Source organism: Enterococcus sp. HY326 (assembly GCF_026157065.1).
In the GTDB taxonomy this organism is placed as follows: domain Bacteria; phylum Bacillota; class Bacilli; order Lactobacillales; family Enterococcaceae; genus HY326.
Genome location: NZ_JANLGQ010000001.1, coordinates 67,646 through 85,904, shown reverse-complemented (window position 1 = coordinate 85,904; position 18,259 = coordinate 67,646). Strand labels below are relative to the sequence as shown.

17 protein-coding genes and 3 pseudogenes are annotated in these 18,259 nt (G+C 41.1%); all 20 read left to right on the top strand.

Translation table 11 applies throughout. From position 1 onward, the window contains the following. Positions 1-53: 53 nt before the first annotated feature. Positions 54-137 (top strand): annotated as a pseudogene (locus tag ORH16_RS18930) (SEC-C metal-binding domain-containing protein); the annotation flags it as partial. A gap of 88 nt (positions 138-225) precedes the next feature. Beyond that, positions 226-1,333, top strand: a protein-coding gene (gene prfB, locus ORH16_RS00405; protein WP_265455227.1) for a peptide chain release factor 2 whose coding sequence is annotated in 2 segments (ribosomal slippage) — positions 226-297 and positions 299-1,333 — 1,107 coding nt in all. Because the reading frame shifts where the segments join, the coding sequence is not laid out codon by codon here. 108 nt (positions 1,334-1,441) lie between these two features. Beyond that, positions 1,442-2,128: a cell division ATP-binding protein FtsE gene (ftsE, locus tag ORH16_RS00400; RefSeq protein WP_265455225.1), complete on the top strand. Its 687-nt coding sequence runs from the start codon at positions 1,442-1,444 to the stop codon at positions 2,126-2,128. Beyond that, positions 2,121-3,005: a permease-like cell division protein FtsX gene (ftsX, locus tag ORH16_RS00395; RefSeq protein ID WP_322597272.1), complete on the top strand. Its 885-nt coding sequence runs from the start codon at positions 2,121-2,123 to the stop codon at positions 3,003-3,005. Before ftsE ends, ftsX begins: the two co-directional genes overlap by 8 nt. A gap of 280 nt (positions 3,006-3,285) precedes the next feature. Continuing rightward, positions 3,286-4,743, top strand: coding sequence for a cardiolipin synthase (gene cls / locus ORH16_RS00390; RefSeq protein ID WP_416207827.1), 1,458 nt, complete (start codon positions 3,286-3,288; stop codon positions 4,741-4,743). Between the two features lie 171 nt (positions 4,744-4,914). Further along, the gene (locus ORH16_RS00385; RefSeq protein ID WP_265455221.1) at positions 4,915-5,784 is read left to right on the top strand and encodes a phosphate ABC transporter substrate-binding protein PstS family protein; all 870 of its coding nucleotides are present in this window, start codon (positions 4,915-4,917) and stop codon (positions 5,782-5,784) included. Positions 5,785-5,896: 112 nt separating this feature from the next. Then, positions 5,897-6,817 (top strand): phosphate ABC transporter permease subunit PstC, encoded by a 921-nt coding sequence (pstC, locus tag ORH16_RS00380; RefSeq protein ID WP_265455219.1) that lies wholly within the window; start codon positions 5,897-5,899, stop codon positions 6,815-6,817. Next, positions 6,817-7,701: a phosphate ABC transporter permease PstA gene (gene pstA, locus ORH16_RS00375; protein ID WP_265455217.1), complete on the top strand. Its 885-nt coding sequence runs from the start codon at positions 6,817-6,819 to the stop codon at positions 7,699-7,701. The genes pstC and pstA overlap by 1 nt, the downstream gene beginning before the upstream one ends. 43 nt (positions 7,702-7,744) lie before the next feature. After that, positions 7,745-8,551 (top strand): phosphate ABC transporter ATP-binding protein PstB, encoded by an 807-nt coding sequence (pstB, locus tag ORH16_RS00370; RefSeq protein ID WP_265456638.1) that lies wholly within the window; start codon positions 7,745-7,747, stop codon positions 8,549-8,551. Between the two features lie 46 nt (positions 8,552-8,597). Further along, positions 8,598-9,356, top strand: a complete 759-nt coding sequence (gene pstB / locus ORH16_RS00365) for a phosphate ABC transporter ATP-binding protein PstB (RefSeq protein ID WP_265455216.1) — start codon at positions 8,598-8,600, stop codon at positions 9,354-9,356. Positions 9,357-9,500: 144 nt separating this feature from the next. Beyond that, on the top strand, positions 9,501-10,178 hold the full coding sequence (phoU, locus tag ORH16_RS00360; RefSeq protein ID WP_265456636.1) for a phosphate signaling complex protein PhoU: 678 nt from the start codon (positions 9,501-9,503) through the stop codon (positions 10,176-10,178). Between the two features lie 278 nt (positions 10,179-10,456). Beyond that, on the top strand, positions 10,457-12,055 hold the full coding sequence (liaX, locus tag ORH16_RS00355; protein ID WP_265455214.1) for a daptomycin-sensing surface protein LiaX: 1,599 nt from the start codon (positions 10,457-10,459) through the stop codon (positions 12,053-12,055). 65 nt (positions 12,056-12,120) lie between these two features. Further along, a complete protein-coding gene (locus tag ORH16_RS00350) occupies positions 12,121-12,432 on the top strand; it encodes a PspC domain-containing protein (RefSeq protein ID WP_265456635.1) in 312 nt (103 codons plus the stop codon). After that, positions 12,432-12,785, top strand: a complete 354-nt coding sequence (locus ORH16_RS00345; RefSeq protein ID WP_265455212.1) for a phage holin family protein — start codon at positions 12,432-12,434, stop codon at positions 12,783-12,785. The genes ORH16_RS00350 and ORH16_RS00345 overlap by 1 nt, the downstream gene beginning before the upstream one ends. A 317-nt stretch (positions 12,786-13,102) precedes the next feature. Further along, complete coding sequence (gene hprK / locus ORH16_RS00340) at positions 13,103-14,038, top strand: HPr(Ser) kinase/phosphatase (RefSeq protein ID WP_265455211.1); 936 nt, start codon at positions 13,103-13,105, stop codon at positions 14,036-14,038. A 19-nt stretch (positions 14,039-14,057) separates the two neighbouring features. Further along, positions 14,058-14,888 (top strand): prolipoprotein diacylglyceryl transferase, encoded by an 831-nt coding sequence (gene lgt, locus ORH16_RS00335; RefSeq protein WP_265455210.1) that lies wholly within the window; start codon positions 14,058-14,060, stop codon positions 14,886-14,888. Between the two features lie 76 nt (positions 14,889-14,964). Beyond that, positions 14,965-15,981 (top strand): NAD(P)H-dependent glycerol-3-phosphate dehydrogenase, encoded by a 1,017-nt coding sequence (locus ORH16_RS00330; protein ID WP_265455208.1) that lies wholly within the window; start codon positions 14,965-14,967, stop codon positions 15,979-15,981. 19 nt (positions 15,982-16,000) lie between these two features. Continuing rightward, complete coding sequence (gene galU, locus ORH16_RS00325) at positions 16,001-16,894, top strand: UTP--glucose-1-phosphate uridylyltransferase GalU (protein WP_322597271.1); 894 nt, start codon at positions 16,001-16,003, stop codon at positions 16,892-16,894. Positions 16,895-17,063: 169 nt separating this feature from the next. Next, positions 17,064-17,492, top strand: a pseudogene (locus ORH16_RS00320) (DUF948 domain-containing protein); the annotation flags it as partial. Positions 17,493-17,611: 119 nt separating this feature from the next. Further along, a pseudogene (locus ORH16_RS00315) lies at positions 17,612-18,181 on the top strand (YtxH domain-containing protein); the annotation flags it as partial. Positions 18,182-18,259 lie beyond the last annotated feature (78 nt).

Sequence of the window (18,259 nt, the reverse complement as noted above, 5' to 3'; positions counted from 1 at the left end):
GCCAAACAACCCAAAATGGTTTGGCTCGCAAAGTGTTACCAGAAGAATTCAAAAATGTCGGCCGCAATGATCCTTGTCCATGCGGCAGCGGCAAGAAATTTAAAAATTGCCACGGTCGGAATTTGTACAAAGCATAGCCGTCAGCAGCTAAATAGTTGAGAAAGATTGGGACAATCAGATATCATGAATTGTTCCAATCTTTATTTATGAAATGTGAGGAGAATTATGGAAACAGCAGAGATTAGAAATTTATTAAAAAAAATGGAAGAACAAGTCGCAAGCTTTAGGAGGTCTCTTTGACTTAGACGGTCTAGAAGAGGCAATCGCAGAAGCGGAAGGCCGCATGGCAGACCCGAGTTTTTGGGATCATGCAGAAGCGGCGCAAAAAGTAATTAATGAAAACAATGCCAATAAAAACACCTATGATCAATTTCATCAAGTGGCTGACGAGGTGGAAGAGCTAACTGTTATGGCGGAAATGCAGCTGGAGGATTTTGATTCCGAGTTACAAACAGAATTAGAAGAACGTCTAAAACTTTTGCAAGAACGACTGGCAGCCTACGAGTTATCTCTGTTATTGGATCAGCCTTATGACAGCAGCAATGCAATTTTAGAATTGCATCCCGGTGCTGGCGGTACTGAGTCACAGGACTGGGGCAGTATGCTTTTACGCATGTATACTCGCTGGGCAGAGCAGCACGGTTTTCAAGTGGAAACTTTAGATTATCAAGATGGCGATGAAGCCGGGATTAAAAGTGTTACTCTGTTAATTAAAGGCCACAATGCTTATGGCTACCTGCGCTCTGAAAAAGGCGTCCATCGTCTAGTCCGAATCTCACCATTTGATTCTGCAAGTCGCCGCCATACTTCTTTTTGTTCAGTGGATATCATGCCAGAGCTGGATGATTCGATTGATATTCAGGTGAATCCCGATGATTTGAAAATTGATACTTATCGGGCTAGTGGTGCTGGTGGTCAGCATATTAATAAAACGGAATCAGCCGTGCGGATTACCCATATTCCTACAGGGACCGTCGTTGCCAGCCAAGCGCAACGCTCGCAATTAAAAAACCGTGAGCAGGCGATGGGCATGTTAAAAGCTAAACTCTATCAATTGGAAATTGAAAAGCAAGAACAAGAAGCCGCTGCATTGCGGGGCGAGCAAATGGAAATCGGTTGGGGCTCGCAAATCCGCTCTTACGTTTTTCATCCGTATTCGATGGTTAAAGATCATCGAACAAATTATGAAACCGGTAATGTCCAAGCAGTAATGGATGGCGATCTCGATGGTTTCATTGATGCTTATCTGAAAATGAGTTTGACGGAGGAGTAATTTTTCTGCTAGATTAAATGAAATGAAAATGTAACCTTCTGAAAGCACAGTGAAATAAAATCATGCTATAATGCAACTGATTGAATTAAATTAATTGGAGAGTATCTTATGATTGAAATGCAGGAAGTAATGAAGAAATATTCAAACGGTACGACTGCCATCCGCAATATCTCCGTCAAGATTAATCAAGGAGAATTTGTTTATGTTGTAGGGCCTTCTGGGGCTGGTAAGTCAACGTTTATTAAATTAATGTATCGTGAAGAAAGAGCCACAAAAGGTAAGCTAATTGTAGCTGGCCATGATTTATTAAGAATTAAAAATCGTGACGTGCCGCTTTTACGGCGGGAAATCGGGATTGTCTTCCAAGACTACAAATTGTTACCCCGCAAGACAGTCTATGAAAATGTTGCCTATGCGATGCAGGTTATTGGCCGCAAGCCGCGGGACATTAAAAAAAGAGTTATGGAAGTGTTGGACTTAGTCGGACTGAAACATAAGGTTCGGGTCTTTCCAAGTGAACTATCCGGTGGGGAACAGCAACGGGTTTCGATTGCCCGGGCGATTGTCAACACACCAAAAGTGTTGATTGCCGATGAACCTACCGGAAATCTCGACCCAGAAAATTCATGGGAAATTATGAAACTTTTGGATCGGATTAATGCTCAAGGAACAACTGTTGTAATGGCAACCCACAACAGCACTATTGTAAATACAATTCGTCATCGTGTAATTGCCATTGAAAATGGCCGCATTATTCGGGACCAAGCGGAAGGAGAGTATGGCTACGATGATTAGAACTTTTTTCCGTCATGTTTTTGAAAGTTTAAAAAGTTTAAAACGAAACGGTTGGATGACAGTTGCCTCTGTCAGTGCCGTAACAATTACTTTAACTTTGGTCGGTATTTTCCTGGCTGTTATTATCAATGCGACAAAACTGGCCCAAGATATTGAAGACAACGTTAACGTGTCAGTTTTTATTGATATCGGGACAACGCAGGAAGACATCGATGCTCTGCAAACAGAATTAGAAGGATTGGATCATGTTGAAACAGTGTCATTTTCTAGTCGTGATGATGAGTTAGCAAGATTACAGGATGCAATGGGTGAGGCGTGGAGTTTGTTTGAAGGTGATTCGAATCCCTTGTACGATGTCTTTGTCGTCAGCGCTGATGATCCATCGAACACTGTTGCCATTTCAGAAGAGGCTGGCAATTTAGCGAACGTCTATCGTTCTGATTACGGCGGTACCGATTCAGATCGGATTTTCACGATTTCGCAAGCTGTCCAAACTTGGGGTTTAGGCGCCGCTGCTCTATTAATTTTTGTGGCGATTTTCTTAATCTCTAATACCATTCGTATTACAATTTTGTCCCGCCAAAGAGAGATTCAAATTATGCGTCTTGTTGGGGCGAAAAATGGTTACATTCGCTGGCCTTTCTTTTTAGAAGGCGCTTGGATTGGTATTTTAGGAGCAATTGTACCAGTCGTAATCATGTTCTTTGGTTATCACTTTGTGTATCAAGCTGTGAACCCGACACTCCTGCGCTCAAACTATTCATTAGTTCTGCCGGGGACATTCCTATTACAAATTAATTTATTGTTAATGGGAATTGGCGTGATTATTGGTTCCTTAGGTTCCGTATTATCTATGCGGCGTTTCTTAAAAGCTTAAAAATTTTATGGCTGTGACATTAGTTAAAACAGAATTGATTTTTCCCAGGACTATCTGGTGAGCATCACCAGATAGTGAGAATTTGCGACGAGGACCTACTGGACCGCAATCGCACATGTATTTCTGTCTTGTACCCCCACTGGACCACAGAGACAAATACAAAACATTTCGGGATTTCATCTGTTCACAAGACTAATGTTACAGTCATTTTTTTGTTCTTCTTTACAATTACTGGCCCATTAGCTATTCTAATGAAAGAGGGAAAAATGGGGAGCGGGTTATGCAGGTTATTCAATATATTACCGAAAATTTTATGACAGTGATTATTGTTGCGAATATTTTACTGTCATTAATTATTATTTTTAGGGAGCGTAAGCAGACGGCGCAGACATGGGCGTGGTTATTAGTGCTGCTGTTCATCCCTGTATTGGGCTTTGTGCTATATATCTTTTTGGGGCGGGGAATCTCCAAAGATAAAGTGTTTGATTTGAAAATGCAAGAAAAAGTCGGCAAAAATGTTGAGATTGAAGCAGAAAAAGCGGCTATCAGTCGTGGTCTATTTCCTCATCCGAAAACGGGACAGGCCGATCCCCGCCAGCTGATTTATATGCTGACGTTTCATGAAAATTCCCTTTACACGATGGGCAATCAAATTCATTTGTTTACTGACGGCCGCAAAAAATTCGATGCCTTAATCGCTGATATCAATCAAGCGAGGAATCATATTCATTTGCAATATTATATTTATCGTTCGGACGAGTTGGGTCAAGAGGTGCGGGAGGCTTTAATTACCGCAGCCAAAAGAGGCGTTCAAGTACGGGTGTTATTAGATGCTTGGGGCTCAACCGCAGTAAATGAGAAATTTTTTGCCGGCTTAAAGGCAGCCGGTGGTGAGCTAGCTTTTTTCTTTCCACTGTTTGTGCCTTATATCAATCCCCGCATCAATTACCGCAATCACCGGAAGATTGTTGTCATTGACGGGAAAATCGGCTACACTGGTGGCTTCAATGTCGGTAATGAATATTTAGGTTTAGTTAAAAAATTTGGCTATTGGCGGGACAATCATCTGCGAATTTACGGGGATGCTGTTTATAGTTTGCAAAATCGTTTTATTATGGATTGGAATTCTCAGAACACAAAGGAAATTCAATATGAACAGCATCTCTTTCCTGAGATTGAGGCAGCTGGCACAAAAGCAGCTCAGATTGTTACCAGCGGACCTGATTCTGAACATGAGCAAATAAAAATGACCTACTTAAAAATGATTTCTTTAGCTAAAGAAGAAATCTTAATTCAAACGCCTTACTATATTCCCGATGAATCAATTCATGAGGCACTTAAATTAGCCCTTTTATCTGGGGTCAGTGTTCGTCTGCAGATTCCCAATAAGCCGGACCATATGCTAGTCTATTGGGCGACCTATTCATTTTCTGCAGAATTATTAGACTACGGGGCGATTGTTGAAACCTACGAGAATGGTTTCATCCATGCGAAAACGATGATTATCGATCGAGGGATTGCTTCTGTCGGCTCTGCTAATATTGATGTGCGGTCCTTTCAATTGGATTTTGAAGTCAATGCGGTGATTTATGATGAAGATTTAGCAGAGGAATTAAGGGCGGCTTTCTTTGCCGATAGCCAGCTCTCAAAAGAATTAACCAAGGAAATTTACGAACAAAGAAGTCTTTTGATTAAGTTTAAAGAAGGGCTCGCTCGGCTGATTTCACCGCTTTTGTAACAGCTAGTTTGCAATTGTAAATTTTGTGTAAATAAATCCGTATTTTCTGTGAAGAATTTGCGGATTTTATTTTTTTATTTTTTTACATTCTTAACAAAATGTTTTAAAATAAGCTAGCTTAAAAAAATTTTTCTTTGATGAAAATCGATACTAATATGTAGGAGCAATGTTATGAAAAATTTCCTAAAACGAGTAGCCTTACTAACGACAATCGCTGGTGGTCTTTTTTTGATGAGCGGTTGTGCCTCATGGGCAGACCGTGGTGAATCAATCACGGCAGTTGGATCTTCAGCTTTGCAGCCGTTAGTTGAAACGGTTGCTGAACAATATCAAACCGCCAATGCCGGTCAGTTTATCAATGTTCAAGGAGGCGGCAGCGGGACTGGTTTGAGTCAGGTGCAATCAGGAGCGGTTCAAATCGGCAATTCCGATGTTTTTGCCGAAGAAAAAGACGGCATTGATGCCTCGGCCTTAGTTGACCATCAAGTGGCAGTCGTCGGCATCACGCCTGTGGTGAATCCTGAAGTAGGAGTCACCGATATTTCCCTAGCAGATTTAGCCAAAATTTTTCTTGGGGAAATTACCAACTGGTCAGAAGTTGGTGGCAATGATGTAGAGATAGTTTTATTAAATCGTGCCAGCGGCTCTGGTACCCGCTCGACTTTTGAAAAATGGGTTTTAGATGGACAAACAGCCGTCCAAGCACAAGAACAAGATTCCAGCGGGATGGTGCGCTCAATCGTCGCCGATACTCCAGGAGCAATCAGTTATCTGGCTTTTTCTTATGTCACTGATGACATTCAGACTTTGAGCATCGATGGCGTAGCTCCCACTGATGATAATGTCAAAACCAATAGCTGGATTATTTGGTCTTACGAGCACATGTACACGTTAGGGACACCTACTGAATTGACGCAAACCTTTTTGGATTATATCCTTTCTGATGATGTTCAAAATAATATTGTGGGAGAATTAGGGTATATTGCCATCTCACAAATGCAAGTTGCTAGAGATTGGCAAGGGAATATTATTTCCCAATAATCTTTACACAAAATTTACAAAGCATATCGAACTTTTACAATTAATTGATGTGAAGTTGATATTTCCAAGCTAAACTAGATTAGAAGTTTGCAAAGAAAATGGAGGAACTCTCTTGGAAGATGTAAAAAAAGCTTTATTAACCAAATCCAAAAGCGCCCGTAATGAACAACGGGGCAAGGCGATTAGTTTTATCTGTATCGCATTAATAGTGATTGTGGTCTTAGCCATTTTTTATTTTGTCGCGAGTAAAGGGCTTGCTACCTTTTTTACCGACGGCGTGAATATTTTTGATTTTCTTTTTGGTACTACTTGGAATCCGGGAACCGTTGACGCTAGTGGAAATCCAGAAGTCGGAGCGCTACCGATGATTGCCGGTTCGTTTTTCGTAACGGTTTTATCTGCTTTGGTAGCAACGCCATTTGCAATTGGTGCGGCAGTTTTTATGGTGGAGATTTCACCAAAAAACGGAACGAAAATCTTACAGCCGGTTATTGAGCTATTAGTTGGGATTCCTTCTGTTGTTTATGGGTTTATCGGCCTTTCAGTAATTGTTCCGGCCGTCCGTTCAGTGTTCGGCGGCACAGGCTTTGGGATTTTAGCCGGTACCTTTGTCCTATTCATTATGATTTTACCAACAGTCACCACGATGACCGTTGATGCTTTAAAAGCTGTACCCCGTTATTATCGAGAAGCTTCTTTAGCTCTAGGGGCGACTCGCTGGCAAACAATTTATAAAGTTGTGTTGCGGGCTGCAGTGCCGGGAATTTTAACAGCGGTAGTTTTTGGGATGGCCCGGGCGTTCGGTGAAGCCTTGGCTATTCAAATGGTTATTGGGAATGCTGCTTTAATGCCGACCAGCTTAACGACACCAGCAGCTACCTTAACTTCTATTTTAACAATGGGAATCGGAAACACGGTCATGGGCACACTGGAAAATAATGTACTGTGGTCATTAGCATTGATTCTTTTATTAATGTCTCTAGTCTTTAATATTGTGATTCGCCTAATCGGTAAGAAGGGAGCCTTAAAATAATGAACGCAAAACGTTGGGATAAGGTCGCTACTGCCGGCCTATATATCATCTCCGGAATTATTGTTTTAATTTTGGCTGCTCTGTTGCTTTACATTTTAGTACGAGGTATTCCAAATATTTCTTGGTCTTTTTTAACCTCACCGTCAAAATCTTATCAAGCCGGTGGCGGAATTGGGATTCAATTATTTAATTCGATTTACCTCTTATTTGTTACCATGATTATCAGTTTTCCGATTTCGATGGGAGCTGGGATTTATCTTTCAGAATATGCTAAGAAAAATCTCTTAACAGATATCATCCGCACCTCGATTGAAATCTTGAGTTCACTGCCTTCAGTAGTAGTCGGTTTGTTCGGCTTTCTATTATTTGTTATTCAGTTTAATTATGGCTTCTCAATCATTTCTGGGGCGTTAGCGTTGACCTTGTTCAACTTGCCCCTGTTGACTAGAAATGTCGAAGAATCCTTAAGAGCCGTCCATTATACGCAACGTGAAGCTGGCTTAGCGCTCGGACTTTCCCGTTGGGAAACTGTCAGAAAAGTTGTCATTCCTGAGGCTTTACCGGGAATTTTAACTGGGGTAATCTTAAGCTCGGGAAGAATCTTCGGTGAGGCAGCTGCGCTAATCTATACAGCAGGCCAAAGTGCACCGGCCTTAGACTGGGGCAATTGGAATCCGTTGAGTGTTTCAAGTCCAATCAGTATTTTCCGACAAGCAGAAACTTTGGCAGTTCACATTTGGAAAATTAATTCAGAAGGAACCATGCCGGATGGTGCGGCAGTTTCAGCCGGCGCTTCAGCCGTTTTAATTATCGCTGTGTTGATTTTCAACTTTAGTTCACGGGCGATTGGCAAACGACTTTACAAAAAATTGACTTCAGCTTAAGCCAAGCATTTTTGTAAAGAACGAGGGAGAAAAATACATGTTAATGAATGACTATAATTTTGATGAAACCCATATGGTAACCTTTGATTTCAAAGATCCCTTAGCACTTTATACCAATGATTTACATGTTTGGTACGGGGATAACGAAGCCATCAAGGGCATAGATTTACAATTCAAGGAAAATAATATCACTGCTTTAATTGGTCCCTCCGGCTGCGGCAAGTCAACGTACCTCCGTTCTTTAAATCGGATGAACGACGGCATTGCCAATACTCGAGTGACCGGTGAAATTATGTATAAAGAAGTGGACATCAACGGACCAAAAGTCGATGTCTACGAAATGCGTAAGCGGATTGGCATGGTGTTTCAGCGGCCAAATCCATTTTCAAAATCAATTTATGATAATATTACCTTTGCTTTAAAACAGCACGGGGAAAAGGATAAAAAGAAACTAGACGAGATTGTCGAAACTAGTTTAAAGCAAGCTGCATTATGGGACCAAGTAAAGGACTCTTTAGATAAAAGTGCCTTGGCTTTATCCGGCGGTCAGCAACAGCGTCTATGTATCGCTCGGGCAATTGCTATGAAGCCAGATATTTTATTATTGGACGAACCGGCTAGCGCCTTAGATCCAATTTCAACCAGTACAGTAGAAGAAACTTTAGTTAATCTGCGAAATGATTTTTCGATAATCATCGTCACCCACAATATGCAGCAAGCTGCGCGGATTAGTGACTACACAGCTTTCTTTTATCTCGGCAAGGTGATTGAATACGATGAAACCCGTAAAATTTTCACCCGCCCGAAAATTCAAGCAACAGAAGATTATGTGTCTGGTCACTTTGGGTAAACAGCTAAAAGTTTCAATTGGTTCTGCCAATTAGAAGGAGAATGTTATGGCAAAGGAAATTATTTCTTCAAAAGACCTGCACCTTTACTATGGAAAGAAAGAGGCTTTGAAGGGAATTGACTTGAGTATTAATGAAGGAGAAATTACAGCGATGATTGGCCCCTCCGGTTGCGGCAAATCGACTTACTTGCGCTCGTTAAATCGGATGAACGATTTAATTCCGGGAGTGACGATTACAGGTAGCGTCGTTTACAAAGACAAAGATATTTACGGACCGACCACTGATACCGTTGAATTACGCAAAGAAATCGGCATGGTTTTCCAACAGCCAAACCCGTTTCCTTTTTCAGTCTATGAAAATGTTATTTACGGACTTAAGCTAAAGGGTGAAAAAGACAAACAAAAACTCGACCAAGTGGTTGAAGAGAGTTTGAAGGCGGCCTCTGTCTGGGATGATGTGAAGGATAAATTGCATAAAAGTGCTCTATCACTTTCCGGTGGGCAACAACAGCGGGTCTGTATCGCGCGGGTGTTAGCCGTTAATCCGGATATTATTTTACTGGATGAACCGACGAGTGCACTAGATCCAGTTTCTACAGGTAAAATTGAGAATATGCTCTTAACTTTAAAAGAAAAGTATACTATGATTATAGTGACCCATAATATGTCCCAAGCTTCACGGATTTCTGATAAAACAGCCTTTTTCTTAGATGGGAATTTAATTGAGTTTGACAACACTAAGAAAATCTTTTTAGATCCCGCCAAAAAAGAAACTGAGGATTATATTTCTGGAAAATTCGGTTAAAGATTAAAGGATAGGGACAGTGGCACAATTATTTTTCTTAAAGTAGAAAAAAGCGAAAATAATTGTTGCTCATACTCTTGTTGAATAATAGATTTTACTTTCAGATAGTGAATACAGAACAAAACTAGGAGGAAACGACGAATGATGTTACGCTCGCAGTTTGACGAGGAGTTGCTAAGTTTACACAATCAGTTTTATGAAATGGGGATGATGGTCAGCAATGCTGTCCATAAATCGGTGCGGGCCTTTACTAAACATGATAAAGCTTTGGCCCATGAAGTTATCGATCAAGACGTCCAAATCAATGATATGGAAGTCCGCCTTGAGAAAAAAAGCTTTGAGATGATTGCCCTACAACAGCCGGTTACCACCGACTTGCGGACAATTATTACAATTATGAAGGCCTCTAGTGATTTAGAACGTATGGGAGATCACGCTGTCTCCATTGCTAAATCAGCTATCTCAGTTAAAGGGGAAACCCGGATTTCAGAAATTGAAGCGGATCTCAGTGATATGTCCGACTTTGTTAAAAAAATGGTGGACAATGTATTGATTGCCTACATTAAAACCGATCAAAAAGACGCCCGCACCATTGCCAAAATGGATGACCGGGTCAATGAATTTTTCGATTTAGTCTATGGTAAGGCGATTAAAAATATGAAACAAAATCCAGACACTGTAGTCAGCGGAACGAACTACATCCGGGTTGCTCAATATTTGGAACGGATTGCCGATTATGTCACCAATATTTGCGAGTGGATTGTCTACTTAGCTACTGGGAAAATTACTGAATTAAATAGTAACCACGACGAAAGCAACTAAATTAAGCGATTGATCAGTGGCCAGCCATTATTTAGGCGAACTTATAAAAGTTCTCTTAAAGTAATTGCTAGCCGCTGATTTTTTTGCTATTTTTGTTGAGAGCAGGCATAAAAAGCACTTATTTTTCAAAGAGGGAGCTAAAATTTAAGAAAAATTGCGACTAAGTTCTCCGACGGAAGCAAAGTTCGGGCTTAAGTCCTATGACAAACTTCTTTTAAGAGGGCATAATAGGTTCATAAGGAAAATCCAGTTCAGCAAATAAAAAGGAGGAATTTTCCATGAAAGAAAGAGAACGTATTTTAGAACTAGTTAAAAAAGGCATCCTTTCAACTGAAGAAGGTTTAGATTTATTAGAAAGTATGGCGACTGCCAAAGATGAAAAACAAATCGAAAAAGCAGCCGATGCCATTAGCCCACAAGAAAAAGCAGCAGAGTTTAAAGTGGAGGAAGACTTCGGTCAGTCTTTAGAAGAAGAACTGGAAGAAATCGACGCCGAAGCAGCCCAAGCTGAAAAAGCTCAAGAAGATCGGGAAAATTTAGAAAAGATTTTAGCAGAGCTAGCCGATGAAGCCAACCAAACTTCGGCAGAGCTGGATGAAGTTAACGTTGAAATTGCTGGCTTGAAAATCGAGTTAAAGGATACCCAAGAAGCTTTGATGGAATTAAACACCAAAGAAGATTTGGATGCTTTAACCGAAATTGATTTAGCAACGAGAGAAAGCTTAGAAGCGACTATCAAAGGTTTAGAAGTTCAATTGGAAACTTTGGAAATCCAAAAAAATCAATTAAACGAATCCTTGAAAAATATTCGCAAAGACCAATGGAGCACCAACAAGGATAGCTTCAGCGGCAAGGTGAATGAAAAAATCCAAAGCTTGAAAAATGAAATTCCTGATGATTTCAAAGAACAAGCAACGGAAACCTTCACTCAAGTTGGCAAAAATATGTCTGAAGCCGGCAGTCAAATCGGTCGTCTATTCAAAAAGACCTTCAAGGCTGTTTCCGAATCAGTCAACGACAACTTTGAATGGAAAGATTTAAACGTTAAAGTGCCAGGGGTTGCAACAACGAAGTTTGAGCACACCTTTGAATATGAAGCCAATGATGCTACTTTAATTGATGTGAAAGTAGCCAATGGCAATATCGAAATCAAAACTTGGGCTGAAAATTATGTCAAAGTGGAGGGTAAATTCCGCTTATATGGCAAAATGGATGCCGAAACGCCTCTACAAGCGTTGATGGAACGCAGCCAAATTGAAGTCGATGACGATCATATTTCCTTCCAAATCCCGAACAAACGGGTACGGGCGGACTTAACCTTTTACTTGCCAAGCCGGACTTATGACCATGTTCAACTCCGTTTATTAAACGGTAATGTCTTAGTCAGCGACTTGGATGTCAGAGATATTTATTTAAAATCAACCAACGGCAACATCACAACTGATGAATTAAAAGCGACGATGCTGGAAATTGAAGGCGTCAACGGCAATATCACAATTGGTGCCGGCGAAATTTTGGATTTGATTGTCGAAACAGTTAATGGCACCGCATCTATCAATGGTGCAGCGGCTAACATTGGGGTTTCATTAGTCAATGGTGACGTGAAGGTGACTGCTAAACATGACAATTTGAATAAAATTGATGCCAGTGCAGTCAACGGTAATGTTAAAATCGCTTTACCAGAAGCAGTTGGTTTTGAAGGATTAGCAAAAACTAGTCTTGGCAGCATCAACACACGCTTAAGCGATTACGATGTAGTACGGGAAAAGAAAGAAAAATTAAATCAATTGTTGCAATTTAGAAGAGTTGCTGACCAAGTTGCCAAAATCAACTTGTCTACTACAACTGGTAATATCTTCTTAAAGGATGCTGAGTAATCTCAGCATCCCGCTTGGAAATAAAATAAAAACATTGTAAAATAAGAGGGATAGAGGTGAGATCATTGAAAAGAAAATTGACAAAATCACGGACAAACGTCATTTTAACAGGAACCTTAGGAGGCATTGCCGAATACTTCGGGATTGATGCGACAATTGTACGAATTATCTTCGTACTGATTACCTTCGGTGCGGCGTTTAGCCCAATCCTTTTATACATCATCATGGCTTTAATTATCCCTTCAGGTCGCTCGAATTCTCGCCGGGATGATTACGGACATGAAAATCCATATTACCGCAGCAACAGTTACGGAAGCCAAAAGAAAGAACGCAAAGAAGCAGAGAAGGTTGACGATGATGATTGGAGTGACTTCTAATGAGTTATTTCCAACGCTTAGTCGTGAACACGCTGACCTTTGTGGCCTTAACGGTCTTAATGCCTAACACGATTCATGTGAGCAGCATCTGGGCGGCCATCCTTGCCAGCTTTGTTTTATCACTTTTAAATATGTTAGTGAAACCAATTTTAACTTTGTTTTCACTACCACTGACACTGATTACATTTGGGCTATTCAGCTTTGTCATCAATGCCTTTATGCTTCAACTAACCTCAACGTTAGTTGGTGCCGGCTTTCGACTTTCCTCATTCTGGGGGGCAGTCTTAGTCGCCATTGTGATGAGCTTGGTCAATGCGATTGTCAGTGAACACAATTTAACCAAATATACTTAATAAAAACAGATAGTCAAAAATCTTGGTCGGCATGAAATTACTTCAGCTGACTGCTAAGGGATGCGGCTATCTGTTTTTTATTTTTCGAATGAGACTGAGAGGTTAGTGCAACTAGAACAAAATTTCAAAAACATTTTGTAGCAACTCTTATCTAAATTTTTTTCCTTCTGCTAAGGACTTACTGGACATAAAGCAACTACAACACAAAGCAGAATTTCATCCAGTAAAAAGACTAGTGTCAGCCTCGCTTTTTCCTAGTAACTCACAGCAAGGAATGATAGAATAATAAGGAATCTCTAAGGAAATGAGGAAGTTTAATGGCTGAAATTGTAAAAGTCGGACAGCTGGTGGAAAAGCTAAATTTAGAAATTGTCACCGGCTCAGAAAATAGTTTGGAAAGAATCATTACCATCGGGGATATTTCCAGACCGGGTTTAGAGCTGACCGGCTACTTTAATTATTATTCCCATGATCGCATTCAATTATTCGGCAACAAAGAAGTTGCCTTTGCCCAGCGCATGATGCCGGAGGAACGTTTGATGGTGATGCGGCGCATGTGTACTGAAGACATGCCTTGTTTTTTAATTTCTCGGGGCTTAGAAGCCTCTGATGAATTGATTCAAGCAGCTGTAGAACATGATATTGCTGTGCTACGCTCACCGCTATCGACTTCAAGATTAGTTGGCGAAGCTTCTAGTTATTTAGATAGTCTGTTGGCTGAAAGAACTAGCGTCCACGGAGTGTTGGTTGAGGTCTATGGTTTAGGTGTGCTAATTCAAGGGGACAGCGGTATCGGAAAAAGTGAAACAGCCTTAGAATTAATTAAACGAGGCCATCGTTTAATCGCTGACGATCGGGTGGATGTCTACCGGCAAGATGAATTGACGGTTGTCGGTGAGCCACCGAAAATTTTACAACACCTAATTGAAATTCGCGGTATCGGTATCATCGATGTCATGAATTTATTTGGTGCCAGTGCGGTGCGGGGCTCAATGCAGGTACAGTTGACGGTCTATTTAGAATCTTGGTCTAAAGATAAAAAATACGATCGCCTTGGCAGTGAAGATTCGACCAAAGAAATTGCCAAGGTCAGCATCCCGCAAATTAAAATCCCCGTAAAAACGGGACGCAATGTGGCGATTATCATTGAAGTGGCGGCGATGAATTTCAGAGCCAAAACAATGGGCTACGATGCAACGAAAACCTTTGAGGATCGTCTCACACAATTAATTCAAGAAAATTCTGGAGAATAAGAGAAAGTTGGAGTAAGTCATGGTCGCAACCATCAATCGAGTTGCCTTTAATTTATTTGGAATCGAAATCTACTGGTACGCTTTAATTATTGTCGCTGGTATTATCGTCGCAATGTGGATGAGTAGCCGTGAAGCACTGCGGGTGGGCATGCAAAAGGATGATGTTGGCGATTTTATGCTCTGGGCCTTACCGATTGCTATTGTCGGGGCGCGGCTTTATTATATTTTATTTGATTTGCCAAAGTATTTAGCAGATCCGATTCAAATATTTAATATCCGTTCAGGCGGTCTTGCCATTTATGGTGGGCTGATTGCCGGTGGGATTGTGGTATTCTTTTTTACCCGCTATCGGTTTATCAATACGTGGACTTTTTTAGACATTGCCGCACCAAGTGTGTTGTTGGCCCAAGCGTTTGGCCGCTGGGGCAATTTTATGAATCACGAAGCTTACGGTGGCGACACCACCCGCAGCTTTCTTGAAAGCCTGCACCTGCCGAATTTTATTATTGATAATATGTATATTGACGGCATTTACCGTCAGCCGACTTTTTTATACGAGTCAACTTGGAGTTTAATCGGCGTGATTTTATTATTGGTCCTAAGAAAACGCCACGGCTTCTTTAAGCAGGGAGAAGTCTTTTTAACTTACATTGCTTGGTATAGTTTTGGTCGCTTCTTTGTTGAAGGAATGCGGACGGATAGCTTGTATCTGTTTGCAAATATTCGGGTGTCCCAAGTGCTGTCGGTTATCTTATTTGTCGGAGCGATTGCAATTATCATTTGGCGGCACAAAAAAGGCAATTTAAAGGATTATGACCGCAGCAAAGGAGAGAACCAAAGTTTCCTATAAATTTCTAATTTTTTTTGGTTAGCATCCTGGCTTATGCTAAAATTATTTTATTAGTTGTTGAATTGGAGGATTTTCGTTGAAACAAAAAATTGCAGTCTTAGGACCTGGTTCTTGGGGCACAGCATTAGCTCAAGTGTTGGCGCAAAATGGTCATGAGGTTTCCTTATGGGGCCACAATCCGGCCCAGATTGATGAAATTAATACTTATCACACCAACCGCCATTATTTACCGGATACTAAAATTCCTGAGACGATTAAAGGATATAAAGTATTGGCGGAGGCCATTGAAGGGGCAGATGCGGTTTTGTTCGTGGTTCCCACGAAGGCCATCCGCTCAGTTGTGCAAGAATTTACGGCCCATGTTAAAAATCAACCGGTCATCATTCATGCCAGCAAAGGTTTAGAGCAAGGCAGTCACAAACGGATTTCGGAAATTTTATTTGAGGAAATTCCAGCTGAAAAACGCCAAGAGATTGTCGTTTTATCGGGACCAAGTCATGCTGAAGAAGTGGCAGTCGGGGATATTACCACCATTACTGCTGCCAGTTTATCAGACGAGTGTGCCAAATATGTTCAGAAAATATTTATGAACAGCTATTTTCGAATTTACACCAACAACGATGTGATTGGTGTCGAAACGGGAGCGGCTTTAAAAAATATTATTGCCATCGGCGCTGGCGCAATTCACGGCTTAGGCTTTGGCGACAATGCCAAGGCGGCCATCATGACCCGCGGCTTAGCGGAAATTAGCCGGTTAGGTGTGGCGATGGGGGCCAATCCCTTAACCTTTATCGGCTTAAGCGGTGTCGGTGATTTAATTGTCACCTGTACTAGTGTCCATTCGAGAAACTGGCGGGCTGGCAACTTGTTAGGTAAAGGTCAAAAGCTAGACGAAATTCTCGACAATATGGGCATGATTGTCGAAGGTGTCTCTACCACTAAAGCCGCTCGTGAATTAGCAGAAAATTTAAAGATTGATATGCCAATCACGGAAGCTATTTATCAAGTGTTGTACGAAAATAAAGAGGTAAAGGAAGTAGCACGGGATATTATGCTGCGGGATGGGAAAGATGAAAATGAATTTAGTAAATGAAGATAAAGGAGCACAAATTATGAACGTCAAAAAAGCAGTAATTCCAGCAGCCGGTTTAGGTACTCGTTTTTTACCAGCTACTAAGGCTATGGCCAAAGAAATGTTGCCAATCGTCGATAAGCCGACAATTCAATTTATCGTCGAAGAAGCCTTGAAATCCGGGATTGAAGATATTTTAATCGTCACCGGTAAAGCCAAACGCCCAATTGAAGATCACTTTGATTCCAATGTTGAATTGGAGATGAACTTAAAGGAAAAAGGCAAAACAGAACTACTGCAATTAGTCGAAGAAACGACAGAAGTTAATTTGCACTTTATCCGTCAATCGCATCCAAAAGGCTTAGGCCATGCAGTGTTACAAGCGAAAGCCTTTGTTGGCAATGAACCTTTTGTAGTGATGCTCGGCGATGATATCATGGAGGACAAGGTGCCTTTGACCAAGCAGCTAATCAATGATTATGATAACACTCATGCTTCAACGATTGCTGTAATGCGGGTGCCCCACGAAGACACCTCTAAATACGGCATCATCAATCCTGAGACTGAAGTCCAAAAAGGGCTGTACAATGTAAAAAACTTTGTTGAAAAACCAAAACCAGAAGAAGCACCTAGCGACTTAGCTATTATTGGTCGCTACCTATTAACGCCAGAAATTTTCAATATTTTGGAAAATCAAAAACCAGGAGCCGGCGGTGAAATTCAGTTAACCGATGCCATCGATACCTTGAACAAAACGCAGCGGGTTTTTGCCAGAGAATTTAAAGGCAAACGCTTTGATGTCGGTGATAAATTCGGCTTTATGAAAACTAGCATTGAATATGGCCTGCAACATCCAGAAGTCAAAGACAACCTGCGGGAATATTTAATTCAGTTAGGTACTGAATTGCAGCAAGAAACCAAAGGAAAAAAATAGCGATTTTAAAGAGACTCTGACATTAGTCAATAGATTCAGGAAACTGTCTGTTAAAACTAATTTCAGAGTCTCTTTTCTATATTACTTTAGCATTTTGCTGGAAACTGCTATAATAAATCTAATAGCGCTTTAACAGAAGAAAATAATGTAAATTGGGGAGGAAGTTTTAATGACACTTGGAGGAATCGCTGCGTTGATTGCAGCTGTCGCCTTTTTGATCTTGGTCCTTTTTTTAATAAAGGTACTGAATAAAGCTGCTCAGGCAGTCGAAAAAATTGATACTACTGTAGCTGAGGTAAATAAAACAATCGCTGTTGTTACGAACGACGTCGATTTATTGAGCCGTCAGGTGGAAGGCCTGTTGGTTAAATCAAATGATTTATTAGAAGATGTTAACGGCAAGGTCGCAACGGTTGATCCATTATTCCAAGCGATTGCTGATTTAAGTGAAAGTGTGTCTGATTTGAACAGCGCCAGCCGCAATCTGGTGCGTCGCTTTACTTTAGTCGGCCGCAATTCAAATGCTGCCGGAATGGCTGGTAAAATGGGCGGTGCTGCCTATCGTTTTTATAAAAATCGCAAGGGTAAAGGAACTAGCGAGACAGCAGAAGACCTGCAAAAGGATTCGGAAGCTGAGATGGATGATATCGTTCAGGAATATCAAGAATACACAACTGATTAGCAAGAAAAAATAAAAATTTTTAGGAGGCAGTTACAATGGCAAACAAAGGTGGAGGCTTTTTATTAGGTGCAATTATCGGTGGAACGGCAGCGGCGGTTGCAGCCTTACTATTAGCACCAAAATCAGGTAAAGAATTACGGGAAGACTTGGCTGATCAGTTTGAAGATTTCGCTGATCAGGCAGGAGACTATACTGAGTATGCGAAAGAAAAAGCTGCAACAGTAACAAAACAAGCCAGTGATTTTGCAGATTCTGTAATTAGCAAAACGAGTGATTCTTTCCAAAATGCACAAGACAATGGCAGTGATGTCTTAGATAATTTAAAACAACGGACCAGTGATTTATCTGACCGCTTTAAAAAGACAGCCGCAGATATGGAGGAGCTGACTAGTGATTTCGGCGACTTAGCTGGCAACACAACAGAAGATATTATTATTGATGTGCAGGATACCTTTGGGACTGTTGCTGATACAGCTAAAGAAGCAGTTGAAGAAGCGAAGGCCACCGTCAGTGAAGCAGCCGCTGATGTGAAAGAAAACGTGAAGGATAACGCAGAAGATGCTGCAGTCATGGGCGAAATTGCCAAGGATGAATTAACAGATACAGCCAAAGATGTCAAAACGGCAGCGAAAGAAACCACTGCTGATACCAAAGCAGCCGCTGACGATACGGCTAAAGATCTT

Coding starts and splice junctions, on each gene's coding strand:
- lgt (WP_265455210.1), top strand. CDS start 14,058: ATGGTCGCAACCATCAATCGAGTTGCCTTTAATTTATTTGGAATCGAA.
- pstB (WP_265456638.1), top strand. CDS start 7,745: ATGAATGACTATAATTTTGATGAAACCCATATGGTAACCTTTGATTTC.
- ORH16_RS00345 (WP_265455212.1), top strand. CDS start 12,432: ATGAGTTATTTCCAACGCTTAGTCGTGAACACGCTGACCTTTGTGGCC.
- ORH16_RS00385 (WP_265455221.1), top strand. CDS start 4,915: ATGAAAAATTTCCTAAAACGAGTAGCCTTACTAACGACAATCGCTGGT.
- hprK (WP_265455211.1), top strand. CDS start 13,103: ATGGCTGAAATTGTAAAAGTCGGACAGCTGGTGGAAAAGCTAAATTTA.
- liaX (WP_265455214.1), top strand. CDS start 10,457: ATGAAAGAAAGAGAACGTATTTTAGAACTAGTTAAAAAAGGCATCCTT.
- pstA (WP_265455217.1), top strand. CDS start 6,817: ATGAACGCAAAACGTTGGGATAAGGTCGCTACTGCCGGCCTATATATC.
- ftsE (WP_265455225.1), top strand. CDS start 1,442: ATGATTGAAATGCAGGAAGTAATGAAGAAATATTCAAACGGTACGACT.
- ftsX (WP_322597272.1), top strand. CDS start 2,121: ATGATTAGAACTTTTTTCCGTCATGTTTTTGAAAGTTTAAAAAGTTTA.
- galU (WP_322597271.1), top strand. CDS start 16,001: ATGAACGTCAAAAAAGCAGTAATTCCAGCAGCCGGTTTAGGTACTCGT.
- cls (WP_416207827.1), top strand. CDS start 3,286: ATGCAGGTTATTCAATATATTACCGAAAATTTTATGACAGTGATTATT.
- pstB (WP_265455216.1), top strand. CDS start 8,598: ATGGCAAAGGAAATTATTTCTTCAAAAGACCTGCACCTTTACTATGGA.
- phoU (WP_265456636.1), top strand. CDS start 9,501: ATGTTACGCTCGCAGTTTGACGAGGAGTTGCTAAGTTTACACAATCAG.